Genomic DNA, 12,557 nt, shown 5'->3' with positions numbered 1-12,557 from the left:
GGGAACCTGATGACGGCACTCGTCCTCGGACTGGTCATGGGCCTCAGCGTGTGGGGCATCTTCGCCGGCATCCGCATGTACCGCGCGGACGCGAAACTCCCCACCGACCTGGTCCTCGCCCTGGAGGTCGGCGCGACCCGCACCGGCGCGGTCGACTCCGTCGTGGACCGCCTGGGCATGCGCTACGCCCCGACGGTCCTGCGCCTGATGGGCCCCAAGCAGGTCGCCAAGTACCGCCGCAAGATAGACCTCGCGGGCAACCCCGGCGGCCTGACCATCGACCGCTACGCGGCCCGCCGGGCGGTCTACGGCTTCCTCGGCGGCTTCGGCGGCCTGATCTTCCTGCTCAAGGGCAACTACCTCCTCGCCCTGATCCTGTTCGCCTTCGGCGCGGGCTGGACGGAGGTCGGCATCTGGTCGGCGATCCGCATCCGCAGGGACGTGATCGAACGGACCCTGCCGGACTTCCTGGACGTGCTGGCGGTGGTGGTGAGCGCGGGACTGGGCTTCCGCCAGGCGCTGGACCGGGTGGCGTCGAAGTACGAGGGCCCGTGGGCGGACGAACTCCGCATCACGCTGAGGCAGATGGACCTGGGCATGAGCCGCCGCGCGGCCTTCGCGGAACTGCGCCGGCGCAACGACAGCGAGCAGGTCGCCATGTTCGTCACGGCGTTGCAGCAGGGCGAGGAGCTGGGCGCGCCGATCGTCGACACCCTGGTCGCCCTGGCGAAGGACATGCGCCGCACGGACGCGCAGAACGCGCGGAGGAAGGCGGCTCGCGCGGTCCCCAAGGCCACCATGATGATCACCACGTTCATGGTCCCGGCCACGATGCTGCTCCTCGGTGCGGGCCTCCTCCTCGGCTCCGGCACGGACTTCAGCACGATCACGGGCAAGTAGGGGACGGGGGCGAGGGACGGGTGGCCACGACGGAGGAACGAACGGGACGACTACGACGACGCCCGAAGCCGGCGGAGATCACGACCCCACCGGCGGGAACCGTCCTGCCCGACCATGTCCGGTCCGGGGCGTCGGACATACCGGTCACGACGGTGACGCCGGCTCTGCCGCCGGGGTGGACGCCGGTGGAGCCGGGGGCGAGGCTGCCTGGGGTGCCGGCTCCGGCACCCCAGCCGGAGGCGGAACGGCTGGCCGCCGACGGCGGGGGCGCCCCGCAGGGGCCAGCCGCACCTGACGACGAAGGTAGTGCGGGTGGTTCGGGTGGGAGCACGATCCCGGCCGAAGGCCGGGGAGTGGCCCTCCCCATCCAGATCAGCGCCCTACAGGCAATGTGCCGGCAGGTCTTCGGCTTCCGCCTCGCGATGATCGCCCTCGCCGCCCCCTCCGCCCTCCTCAACGCCAACCCCGGCGTGGCCACCCGCCTCGTGGGCGCAGCCGTAGTCGTCACCTTCATGGCCTCCTACGTCCTGTTCAGGGACTGGGAACGCTTCGGCCCCCTCCTCCTCCGCCACCCCTCCCTCCTCGCCCTGGACACCCTCTTCGCCGCCCTGCTCCTCATCTCCGCCGGCCCCACCAGCACCCTCGCCTACGTCAGCGTCTGCACCCCCCTGCTCGCCGGCATCGTCTACGGCTGGCGCGGCGCCGGCTGCTTCGCCGGTCTCCAGGCCGTGATCCTGCTCCTGGCGCAGACCGCCGCGGCCGACGCCCACCGGGGCGTCGCGGAAGCCTCCCTCCTCCCCGGCCTGTGCGTGATCGCCGGCGCGGTGGGAGTGACCCTGCGCAACCTGATGCTCCGCTTCGGCGAAGCGACGACGGCGTTGACGACGGTCCAGGCGAGGCTCGCCGTAACAGAGGCGGTAGGAGCCGAACGGGCCCGCCTGGCCCGCGAGTTGCACGACTCGGTGGCGAAGACCCTGCACGGCGTGGCACTCGCGGCGGACGGCCTGGTCGGCTCGGCGGGCGCGGACCGCATGGACCCGGCCCTGGTGAAACAGCAGGCGGAACTGGTGGCCCGCTCGGCGCGCCGGGCCGCCGCGGAGTCCCGCGAACTCCTGGCGGACCTGCGCCGCGAGTCCGACCCCGGCGAGGGCACGGACGTACTCGTCGAACTGGCCGCCCGTACAAGGGACTTCAGCACCAGAACCGGACTGCCCACGACCTACCGCCCCACCGGCGCACACGGCGTACCACCGGTCCCGCCCGCCGTGGCGCGGCAACTCCTCACCATCGCGACGGAGGCGATGGAGAACGCCCACCGCCACGCGACCCCGACCAAGGTCGACGTACGGGCCGGAGTCCACGACAGCCTGCTCCGCATCAGCGTCTACGACGACGGCCGCGGCCTCCCTCCCGGCACGACCCTCGAACAGCTGCGCAGGGCGGGCCACTTCGGCCTGGTCGGCATGGTGGAGCGGGCGGCCTCGGTGGGCGCCCGTATCCGCATCGGCCGGGGCGGCCACCCCCAGGGCACGGAAGTCCGCCTGGAACTCCCGCTGGAAGCCCTGACGGCGAAGACGTAACCACAACGCACGCACACGACTACGACTACGACTACGACCCGAGAGGAGGCAGCCATGCCGGACCACACGACGCCCCACCCCGGCGCGCCGCAGCCGAACCCGTTCCCGAACTTCCCGCAGCCCGCGCCGACTTCACCCCTTCGGGTGGTGGTGGCCGACGACAACCCGGTGGTCCGGGCCGGCCTCACGGCACTGCTGTCGGGCCGCGCGGACATCACGGTCGTGGCAGAGGCGACGGACGGCCGCGAGGCCTACGAGGCGGCCCGGCTGCACCGCCCCGACGTGGTCCTCCTGGACGTACGCATGCCGGGCGTGGACGGCATCTCCGCGCTTCCGTACCTGGTGGGGATCGCCCCGGTCGTGATGCTCACGTACAGCAGGGAGTCGGAGATCGTCCAGGAGGCGCTGCGCCGAGGGGCGGGCGGCTACCTGGTTCACGGCGAGTTCACGGCGGACGAACTGGTGGCCGCCGTAAGGGACATCAAACAGGGCAGGGCCCACTTCACGCCGTCGGCTGCGGGCGCGCTCCTGGCCCAGCTGCGCCAGGAACGGACCGGCCCGGCACTGCCCGAGGGCCTGGGCTCATACGAGCCTCAACTAAGTGCAAATGCACATGCGATGGAACCCGCAACGGCCTTGCCATCACCGACTTCATCCAAAGGGCTTTCGCAATTGCAACCGAATGTGCGACAGTTGGCGTCGGACAGGTCACGGTTCCAACTCAGCGCGAGGGAGGCGGAGATCATGGACCACATCGCGTCCGGCATGACCAATCAGCAGATCGCCGCCACCTGCTTCATCTCCGAGAAGACCGTCAAGAACCACATCAACCGCATCTTCGCCAAACTCCACAGCACGAGCCGCTCCGAGGCCGCCGCCAAGTGGCTTGGTACGGCGCCGGGTTCAGCGCGAGGGCTGGGGTGAGCTGTGGCGACGCGACGGGGGACCCACGTCTTGGGCCTGCGGGCCGGACGAGACAACCAACGGGCCCAGTGCGACGGTTGGGACTCCGATTGGGCCCGGGATTGGGCCCTGGGACCCTCTGACACGGGGGCCGTTGAGGCATACCGTTCTCCTGTCGAAAGCGCCACCGGCGACGAGGAAGCCGGTAACGCGTCACTCGGAGGGGAACACCATGAGCGACCTGATGCTGAAGACCGCCGTCGCGACCAAGGTCCGCGTGAACAGTTGGAAGAACACGACCGTCGCGGCCGTTCGGCGCCGCGCCGGCGACGAGGGGCAGACCGCGGTGGAGTACCTGGGCATCATCGCGGTGGTCGTGGCGATCGTGCTGGCCATCACGGGTACGAGCATCGGGTCGACGATCCTCGGAAAGATCACCGGTCTGATCAACCAGGTCGGCGGTTGACACGACCGAGCCGGTACGGAGACGCAGGGCAGGCCTTCCCCATCTACATCACGGTGGTGGGGGGTCTGCTCTTCCTTGCGTTGGCGTACTTCGCGGTCGGCCAGGCCACGGTGAACCGGAGCGGCGCCCAGACAGCCGCCGACGCGGCGGCGCTCGCGGCGGCACAGGACACCCGTAAGCAACTCGCCGACGAGTGGGTGACCGACATACTCGACCCCACCAAGTGGCAGGACGTCTTCCACGGCAAGGGCGTGGAGTTCGACGGGTGCGGACGGGCCGACCAGCTCGCGGCCCAGAACGACGCCAATGTGCTGGGGTGCAATCCGAACGCCTTCGACATGCGCTACGACGTCAATGTGCAGACCACGAAGACGATGGGTAAGTCCATCGTCCCCGTCACGGCGGGCAAGAGGTCGAAGGCCTCCGCCGCGGCGGTCATCGAGCCGCTCTGCACCTTCGAACTCCCCGGCGCGGGTGCCGGGAACACCGTGCTGCCGCAACTCACCTGCAAGGACGGCAGGAAGTGGGACGTCGACCCGACCGACCCCACCGGTCTCCCGGGACCCGAGGACCTCTTCGACGTCCATCTGGCCGACTGACAAGCGAACGACGAGTGACGAAGGAAGCAGAGTGATGAGCATTCGGTTCACTGCGCAGGCCCGCAGGGGGATGGTGGCGTTGACCGTTGCGGCGGGTCTGGCCCTCGGTGCGGCCGGTTGCGGCGGGAGCGGGAACGACGCCAAGAAGCCCGACACTTCGGCGTCCCCCTCGAAGACCGGTGGATCCCAGCCGAGTGCCCAGGAGGGGCAGTCCGAGGCACCTCTGGCCGAACTCACCGGCCCGGACGGGCTGTCGCTCCAGATCACCTCCGCCAATCGCGATGCGGGCGGTTTCCTCACCGTGAACGGCGTCATGAAGAACGACGGCGACAAGTCCGTCGTGATTCCAGTGGCGTTGCGGGGTGACGAGACCGAGATCCTGCGGCACGGCACGTCGCTCGGTGGCGCGACCCTCGTGGACTCCACGGCGAAGAAGCGCTACTACGTGCTGCGCGACACGGACGGACGGCCACTGACGACAACGGACTTCGGAACCCTCAACGCCGGTCAGACCCTTCCGGTCTTCATGCAGTTCCCGGCGCCGCCGTCGAGCACGTCCGAAGTCACCCTGCAACTGCCCACCTTCGCCAGCGGCACCATCAAGATCTCCGGGTGAGGCCACAGTGACCACCACTCTCCGCCTCCCCCTCGTCGTCACCGCCGCCACCCTCATGGTCGCCGCGAACCTCGTCGGCGCCGTCGCGGCCCACGCCGACGACACCCCGAGCCCCAGCGTCCCCCCGGGCACCGAGGTCTCCGCCTCCGCCCCGGTGCAGGTCGACCCGAACGACCCCGACCTGAAGCTCCCCGAAGGCGCCACGCTCGCCGCCCCCAAGGTCCTGGACATCAAGTCCGTCGTGGAGGACCAGGGCGGCGAGGAACGCCGCGAGGACACCAACTCGGACGTGACCTTCGCCCTCCAGGCCGAGGTCCTCTTCAGCAAGGACAGCGCGAAGCTGAGCGCCGCGTCGAAGTCCCGTATCGACGCGATCGCCGCGGAGATCAAGAAGCAGAACGCGACCACGGTCCGCGTCTTCGGCTTCACCGACAACCTCGGCTCCTCCGCCCACGGCGACGTCCTCTCCAAGCAGCGCGCCGACGCTGTACAGGCCGTCCTGGACGCTGACTTGAACGACCCGAACATCACCTTCGAAGTACGCGGTTACGGCGAGCAGTACCCGATCGCCGACAACTCCACGGAGGCCGGCCGCAAGAAGAACCGCAGGGTCGAGGTGACCTTCCCGCGCACGTCGAGCTGAGTCACGTTCACAACAGGTGGTCCGCTTTCCCCGCCTTGATGTCCCGGATGAGGGTACGGAGCGCATCGCGGCTGTCGGTCAGGTACTGGTGCTCCTGTCCGGCGACCGCGATGTAGGCGTTGCCGTCGTCATCGGTGCCTATGCGGAAGCAGTTGTTGCCTTCGGCGCAGAAGGGCTCTTCCCAGGTGATGTCAGCCATGGTGGCTCCCTAGAGTTGACGGGCGATGGACTGGATGAAGTCCCGTGATGCGTGCGAGTCCAGCGACTTGGTGTGCCACCAGTCCATATGCGCCCGGTACTTGGCGAGTTGGGCCTCGGAGTGAGTGAACTCGCCGCCGTGGGCGGAGTCCAACTGCACGGTGTCGAGTTCGGCCACGGCGCCGTTGGCGTACATCACGGCGTGGCCCGCTCCCGGGAAGGCGCCGACCTCGACGGTGAGGACCCGGACGTCGATGTTCTCGCGCTCGGACATCTTGCAGACGTACTGGAGTTGCTCTCGGGTCGCCCGTGGTCCGCCGAACTGCATACGCAGAGCCAGCTCGTGGACGTATGCCAAGTACTCGACGGGGTTCTCGCGCTCCAGGACCTGTTGCCGCTGGGCGCGCTGGGCCACCCGCAACTCGACCTCCGACTTGGGCAGCGCGGGCAACGCGGCGTCGAAGATCGCGCGAGCGTATCCGCTCAACTGGAGCAGCCCGGGGACATGCACGGTCTGCAGTGTCTGCAACCGAGTGGCGAACCACTCCAGTTCGGCGACATCCAGGAGCCGTTGGGGAAGGTTTCCTCGGTACTGTTCCCACCAGCCCCGCTTCCGGAAGTCGGCCATGGCCACCAGTCCCTCGACGTAGGCCTGGTCCGCGCAGTCGTAGTTGCTGGCGAGTATCCGGATGCGCTCGGGTGACGTCGCGCGAATGCCCGACTCCATGTTCGACACCTTCGTGCGGTCCAGCCCGAGCAGTCCAGCGGCGTACTCCGTGGTCCTGCCCGCTGCGAGCCGCATCTTCCGCAACTCGGCACCCAGGCGCTGCTGACGCTCCGTCGGCGTGGGCCGTGTCGGCATCGCACCTTCCTCCCCGTTCGATCGGGATCAGTCTGCCTCGCGTTCGCCCCACTGGTCCAACTCGTCGGAGGCAATATTCATGACTGGGTGGCACGAGTGTCACTTTCTGCTCTACCGTCAGTGACGGATCGACTACGACCCCTCCGCCCCGCGGAAGTGCATCCCGGCGTGGGACAGGCCACCGCGCGGAGCCCGACTCGCCCTCTGACCAAGGGAGTTGCCATGACCTGCTCGACCCCGACCCTCGCCGACCCGCCACCCGTACCCCCCGCCCCCGAAACCCTCTCGTACAGCCTCACCCTCCCCGCGGCCCCGCAGAGCCCAGCCGTCGCCCGCGCGGCGACCCGAACGATCCTCCAGGCGCACGGCCTCGCCGACATGACGGACGCGGCCGTGCAGACAGTGAGCGAACTGGCCGCCTGTGCCTGCCGTTTCACCCCCGCCGCCGAGGTCTACGTATCGCTCCGCTACCGCGACGGCGCCCTCCGGGTGATTCTTTACGACGCGCACCCCCGCCACACCAACCCCCGCCTCGCAGCCGCCTGCGACACCCGCCGTCGCGCCAACCTGCGGGTCCTGTCCTGTGTGGTCCGGGCCTGTGTCGGCGAGTGGGGCTTCGGTGACGCGCGCGAACCCGGTGGCGGAACACGGATGTGGGCGATGCTGCCGCGTGAGGGGGCCTGTGCGTATCCGGCGGGCGGGCGGACGTACGGGTGAAGGTGCCCGGCGTGCGGCAACAAGCAGGTTTCCGCGCTCATCCATGCGGCGGCGGCCGGTGACGACGTATGTCTGTGGGTGCCTGTCCTGTGCCCTTGGAGGCCGAGTGCGAGCGCCCCGGGACGGTCGCCGAACTCTGTCGCGACGGTGTTGCCTTCGGCATCGCGGCAGCCATACATGTCGCGCGGCCGAACCTGGCGCTGCCCGAGGGCGCATTGGTGGCAACTGTCGCTCCCGAGGCCTATGACGGGCTCGGAGTGGGTGTCATGGATCTGAACCGCTGACGATCCGGACGCGGAGCCAGGAGCGGGTGACGCACGCTCCGGCGATGGCGCGGGTCCGGCAGCCCGACCGGCCTCTCCGCCGGCGACAGCCCGAACGCCCGGCCGGCACAGGCGACTTGACGAGGCGGAGGGTGACAGGCTGACGGCACATCGAGGCTCCGGTTCTGAACTTCACCTGACCGACCGGACTTTGAAACAGCTCTGGTAGACAGCGCGCGTACACCGCCGAAGAAACTGCCCCGAGACGCTTGAACGCCGCTTTTGGTTGTGCACGAATTTCATACCGATGCAATCACGAGTGCGTTCCAAGTAACCGCTTGCAACGAACTAATCGGGATGTTTCGGCGCGCACCGGACTTGGTCCGTTCCCTTACCGCCTGAGAAAATCATCCGCCGGTACTCCCACGGATGACATCAAGATCTCCGAATGCGATATCACCTCAACTGCGGGCATCCCGGCCCAGGCTACCAACCGTATAACCGGGATGCCGCGCGGTGGAACACGACAGGAGTGGAATCTGTGCGTTCCCTGTTCATGATACGGCGTTTAGCGACCGTGTCCTTCGCGGTGCTGGTTCTTTTGGGCCTGACCACTCAGGCTTCGCTGGCCCAGAGCCCCGGACCGACGGGTTCCGCCGTCGCGACCCGCAGCGACGGCGTCGCGGTCCGGCTGGCGGCGGGGGCCGACACCGCCACCGCCGAGGCCGCCGCGTCGAACCCGCAGGCCGTCGCCGCCGCTTCGACGGTGTGCGGCGGGAGTTACAACACCCTGGCCTACATCGACGCCTCCCTGCCCGGCGACACGGGGGCGGTCAGCGGCAGCATGGCCGCCTACGTGGGCGGCGGGTACCTCTGCATCGTCTTCTACAACCAGACTCCCGGCGGCGCCAACTGGATGTATCTGCAGGCCTGTCCGGGCACCACGACCAGCACCGCCTGCGGCTATGACTCCGGAACCTTCAGCTCGTATGCCGGCCCTGTGTACATAACGACCGGCTCGGGTGGGTGCTTCACCGTGGCGTATCTGCTGGAGACCGAGGCCGAAACCGGCTATCTCGTCAACGGCAAGGAAAGCTACAGCTGCTAGCGCCGGCTGTACCGAAACGAGGCGTGAGCCGATCTCGTTCAAAGCGGTCGAACGGCCACAGCGAACGTGCGGCTTACGCCTCTCCTTTTGTTGCCCCATCGCAGAAGCGACCACAGGAGAAGTGGACTCATGGCTGACGAATTAGTGGAGCGCGCGCAGAGATTCGTGAACGAAACGTACGGCAGCGTCATCGGCATGACGGTCGACGAGGACGGCAAGACCGGCTGGAACACGATGTACGCCCTCACGCGGGCGCTCCAGTACGAGCTGGGAATCACCGCACTGTCCGACACTTTCGGTCCCACCACTCTGAGCACGCTCACGTCGAAGTATCCGAAACTGAACGCCTCGACGGTCCCTTCCGCCAACTTCTGCCGGATCATCCAGTCTGGCCTCTACTGCAAGGGCTACGACGGCGGTGAGATCGACGGCACCTACAACTCGCGCGTCGAGGCCGCCGTGACGAAGCTGAAGGCCGACATGGGTGTGGACGGGGTCTACACCGGAAGCGACGTGACGCCGAAGGTGTTCAAGGCGTTGCTCAACATGGACCCCTATGTGCTGGTGGACTACGGGGACAGCGTGGGCAGCGCCGGTATCCGTTCGATCCAGCAGTGGCTGAACGGGCGCTACGTCAACCGCGCGGACTTCTTCATCATCCCCTGCGACGGCCATCACTCCCGAGATGTCGCGAAGTCCATGCTGTACGCGATCCAGTACGAGATCGGCCTGGCGGACGGAGTGGCCAACGGGGTCTTCGGCCCGGCGACCCAGGCGGGTATCAAGACCCACACACTGACGGTGGGAAGCTCGGGTGCCTGGGTGTCCCTCTATTCGGCCGCCCTGATCCTCAACCAGCGCACCAGTGTCGTGTTCTCAAGTTCGTACACCTCCGCGCTGGCGGCGGAGTCGACGAGTTTCCAGGCCTACGTCGGTCTTCCCCGGACCGGAAACGCCGACTTCCCCACCTGGGCGTCCCTGCTGGTCTCCTACGGTGACCAGTCCCGTCCTGGCACCGCCTGCGACTGCATCACCACCGTCACCGCCGAGAGAGCGGCGGCGCTCAAAGCGGCCGGCTACACATACGTCGGCCGTTACCTGTCCAACGTTCCCAACACGACCGTGGACAAGGTGATCAAGCCCGGCGAACTGGCGACCATCGCCGACGCCGGGCTGAGCTGCTTCCCGATCTACCAGACCTGGGGCGGCAGCAACGCGTACTTCAACTATCCGCAGGGGACGTACGACGCCTACGACGCGATCGAGTGGGCGAAGTACCACGGCTTCAAGGACGGGACCCGCATCTACTTCGCCGTCGACTACGACGCGCTCGACGCCGACGTGACCGACTACGTCCTTCCGCACTTCCGCGGGATCTACCGGGTGATCCAGGAGAACTCCCGGTACCTGGTCGGCATCTACGGTCCGCGGAACGTGTGTTCACGAGCCATGGTGGCGGGCTACGCCGACGCCAGCTTCGTCTCGGACATGTCGAGCGGTTTCTCGGGGAACCTGGGTTACCCCTTGTCCAACAACTGGGCTTTCGACCAGATCGCCACCGTCGGCGTCGGATCGGGAACCGGCTATATCGAGATCGACAAGAACGTCGCGTCCGGCCGGGACACGGGCCAGAACACCTTCGACCCCGGCTCGTACACCGACGGGCTGGACACCGAGTTCGACGACACCTACCGCGACGCCATGCTGCAGGAAGTGCGCGGTTACCTGGAATCCATCGGGGTCCCCGAAACCGGCGGAGACGGCTGGACCGACAGCGACTGGGCGACGCTGGGCGGAATATCCAACAGCAAGGCGTTCGATGTGGTCGTCGGCACGGACTGGCTCTTCACCTCACTCGCCCGCCAGCTCAAACTGCGCAAGGCACTGATCCAGGCCCCGATGCTCTGGGAGCTGCGCAAGTTCAACCCGTTGGACCCCGTCGCGGATCTCGCCGTACAGAACGGGCTGAAGGACGACTGCAGCACCGGGTGGGGACAGATCTTCGGCTGGGTCGCCATCGAGGCGCGGAACTACTGCGTTCAGCAGGGAATCATCAACGGCACGCTGCTGGTCCCGGGAACGGCGGGGAACCTCACGGACGTATGGACCCAACTGCACGACGATCCGGTGTACAACGTGAAGACGGCCGCCTACCTGACGATCTACAACGCCTACCAGATCGGCCTCTCCCGGCCCGGCCTGGACACGAGCGACGCCGATTCCCAGGCGATCCTGGCGCGCTACAACGGAACCAACGACGCCGCCCAGGAGTACGGCAGACAAGTCGGCGGCCTGTACCAGGTACTGGAGAAGTACTACAAGATCGTGCGAAATCTATGAACTCCCGCACCGCTCCCGGAACTTCCGCCCGAACACCTGCGGCCCGCCGGACCTGGACAGCCCCCGTCGTCGTCAATCTCCTCCTGGGGATTGTCGCCGTGATCCCGGTCTGGGCCCTCGTGCTGTTCGCGGTGAACTACCCCCTCGCGGGCCTGGGAATCACGCATCGGGAGCCCACGGAGAACGACGGCATGCTGCCGTGGCTGCTGGTGCTGGTACCGGTGTGGGCGGCGTTCCTGGGGCTGTGGATTCCGGTCAACCTCGCGATGCGCCGAAAGCGGGACGCCGCCAAACGGCGTTACTGGACGGCCAGTTCACTGCTGGTCCTCCTTCCCACGGTGGCGTTGATGTTCTTCATCGAGAACAAGTGAAACGAAAGGGAGATTCAGCGGGATGGCTCACATCACGAGACGCACGGCGGTAAAGGGCACGACAGTTCTGGGCCTGGCCGGTTTCACCGGCGGGCTCCTGCCGACGGCGCCCGCCGCCGCCGAGGAGACCGCCCCGGACGCCGAGGACACCGCGCGGCCCACCTCTCTCAACGGGTGGGAGCTGGTGGAGAAGACCAACGACATCTCCACGGTGTGGACGCGCCCGGTCCCCGGCACGGAATGTTCCATCGACGTCTGCGTCGGGGACGTGGAAGCGGTCCTGGTCCACGTGATCCGCCGCTTCCACTACGAGGTCGACGCGTTGCGCAAGGGCGATGTCATCGGCTGGCGCGCCCCGAGCGAGGTCGAGAAGGGACTGACGGAGTCCAACCAGGCCTCGGGCACGGCCGTACAGATCCGCCCGGGCTTCTACCCGGCCGGGTCGAAGGGCGGGTTCTTCTCCCTCCAACTCATGGTGATCCGCGACATCCTGGCCGAACTCGACGGTGTGGTCCGATGGGGCGGCGACGACAGCAGGCCGGACGAGTCGCTGTTCTCCATCGACGTGAAACCCGGGGACGCGCGTCTCACCGCGGTCGTCGAGAAGATCCGTGTCTGGAAGGACACCCCGGGCAAGGGCGCCGGCACTCCGGTCGACGTCCGGGCCTCCGGGAGGCGGAAGGCCGCGAAGGCACTGGAGAGCCGCCAACAGGAGACCGCGGCCTGAACCCGAACCTGAGCCGACCGGGCTCTCACAAGGTGGCCTCTCGCTGAGGTGATGACAGGAAGGGGCTCGGAGCCGCACTCGCTCGTGCGGCTCCGGGCCCCTTCGGCCGCCGACAGCGTCGTACTGAGCCGGGCCCACCAGGAGTCTGGGTATCGATTTGGGCCCACGGGCCCATCTCGGGCATCCGCCTCGTCCCTAACCTCTGGAAGCTCCAGTGGTGTTGAGCGACAGACAGCGGGGGACGGGGAAACATGGCCTCGATCG

The 12,557-nt window shown here is 67.7% G+C and carries 15 protein-coding genes; 13 read left to right on the top strand and 2 right to left on the bottom strand.

Annotated elements, in window-relative coordinates:
• The first annotated feature begins 9 nt into the window (after window positions 1-9).
• From OH768_RS19310 to OH768_RS19280, 7 genes are all read left to right on the top strand, one after another.
• On the top strand, window positions 10-900 hold the full coding sequence (locus OH768_RS19310) for a DUF5936 domain-containing protein (RefSeq protein WP_406455244.1): 891 nt from the start codon (window positions 10-12) through the stop codon (window positions 898-900).
• A gap of 389 nt (window positions 901-1,289) precedes the next feature.
• Complete coding sequence (locus OH768_RS19305) at window positions 1,290-2,480, top strand: sensor histidine kinase (protein WP_406465337.1); 1,191 nt, start codon at window positions 1,290-1,292, stop codon at window positions 2,478-2,480.
• 54 nt (window positions 2,481-2,534) lie between these two features.
• Complete coding sequence (locus OH768_RS19300) at window positions 2,535-3,404, top strand: response regulator (RefSeq protein WP_406455242.1); 870 nt, start codon at window positions 2,535-2,537, stop codon at window positions 3,402-3,404.
• A 211-nt stretch (window positions 3,405-3,615) separates the two neighbouring features.
• Window positions 3,616-3,849, top strand: a complete 234-nt coding sequence (locus tag OH768_RS19295; RefSeq protein WP_400978850.1) for a Flp family type IVb pilin — start codon at window positions 3,616-3,618, stop codon at window positions 3,847-3,849.
• Window positions 3,846-4,448 carry a pilus assembly protein TadG-related protein gene (locus tag OH768_RS19290; protein WP_406455240.1) on the top strand — a complete coding sequence of 201 codons (603 nt, stop codon included), beginning with the start codon at window positions 3,846-3,848 and terminating at the stop codon, window positions 4,446-4,448. Before OH768_RS19295 ends, OH768_RS19290 begins: the two co-directional genes overlap by 4 nt.
• Window positions 4,449-4,482: 34 nt before the next feature.
• On the top strand, window positions 4,483-5,064 hold the full coding sequence (locus tag OH768_RS19285; protein WP_406455238.1) for a hypothetical protein: 582 nt from the start codon (window positions 4,483-4,485) through the stop codon (window positions 5,062-5,064).
• A gap of 55 nt (window positions 5,065-5,119) precedes the next feature.
• Entirely contained in the window at window positions 5,120-5,707 is a 588-nt protein-coding gene (locus OH768_RS19280) for an OmpA family protein (RefSeq protein ID WP_406465335.1), read from the top strand.
• 7 nt (window positions 5,708-5,714) lie between these two features.
• Here the strand turns inward: OH768_RS19280 and OH768_RS19275 are convergent, their stop codons facing one another.
• Together OH768_RS19275 and OH768_RS19270 are read right to left on the bottom strand one after the other, a co-directional pair.
• Window positions 5,715-5,906, bottom strand: a complete 192-nt coding sequence (locus OH768_RS19275; protein ID WP_406455236.1) for a hypothetical protein — start codon at window positions 5,904-5,906, stop codon at window positions 5,715-5,717.
• A gap of 9 nt (window positions 5,907-5,915) precedes the next feature.
• Entirely contained in the window at window positions 5,916-6,767 is an 852-nt protein-coding gene (locus OH768_RS19270; RefSeq protein WP_406455234.1) for a helix-turn-helix domain-containing protein, read from the bottom strand.
• A gap of 222 nt (window positions 6,768-6,989) precedes the next feature.
• Between OH768_RS19270 and OH768_RS19265 the strand changes: the two genes are divergently transcribed.
• From OH768_RS19265 to OH768_RS19240, 6 genes are all read left to right on the top strand, one after another.
• The gene (locus OH768_RS19265) at window positions 6,990-7,484 is read left to right on the top strand and encodes an ATP-binding protein (RefSeq protein ID WP_406455232.1); all 495 of its coding nucleotides are present in this window, start codon (window positions 6,990-6,992) and stop codon (window positions 7,482-7,484) included.
• 95 nt (window positions 7,485-7,579) lie between these two features.
• The gene (locus tag OH768_RS19260; RefSeq protein ID WP_406455231.1) at window positions 7,580-7,768 is read left to right on the top strand and encodes a hypothetical protein; all 189 of its coding nucleotides are present in this window, start codon (window positions 7,580-7,582) and stop codon (window positions 7,766-7,768) included.
• A gap of 568 nt (window positions 7,769-8,336) precedes the next feature.
• The gene (locus tag OH768_RS19255) at window positions 8,337-8,855 is read left to right on the top strand and encodes a hypothetical protein (protein WP_406455229.1); all 519 of its coding nucleotides are present in this window, start codon (window positions 8,337-8,339) and stop codon (window positions 8,853-8,855) included.
• Between the two features lie 129 nt (window positions 8,856-8,984).
• Window positions 8,985-11,195, top strand: coding sequence for a glycoside hydrolase domain-containing protein (locus tag OH768_RS19250; protein ID WP_406455227.1), 2,211 nt, complete (start codon window positions 8,985-8,987; stop codon window positions 11,193-11,195).
• A 98-nt stretch (window positions 11,196-11,293) separates the two neighbouring features.
• Entirely contained in the window at window positions 11,294-11,566 is a 273-nt protein-coding gene (locus OH768_RS19245) for a hypothetical protein (RefSeq protein ID WP_406455226.1), read from the top strand.
• Between the two features lie 22 nt (window positions 11,567-11,588).
• Window positions 11,589-12,293: a hypothetical protein gene (locus OH768_RS19240; RefSeq protein ID WP_406455224.1), complete on the top strand. Its 705-nt coding sequence runs from the start codon at window positions 11,589-11,591 to the stop codon at window positions 12,291-12,293.
• Window positions 12,294-12,557 lie beyond the last annotated feature (264 nt).

This window comes from Streptomyces sp. NBC_01622 (genome assembly GCF_045209635.1).
Taxonomy (GTDB): domain Bacteria; phylum Actinomycetota; class Actinomycetes; order Streptomycetales; family Streptomycetaceae; genus Streptomyces.
Note: the sequence above shows the minus strand (reverse complement) of the source record. Positions and strands in the feature narration are given on the sequence as shown.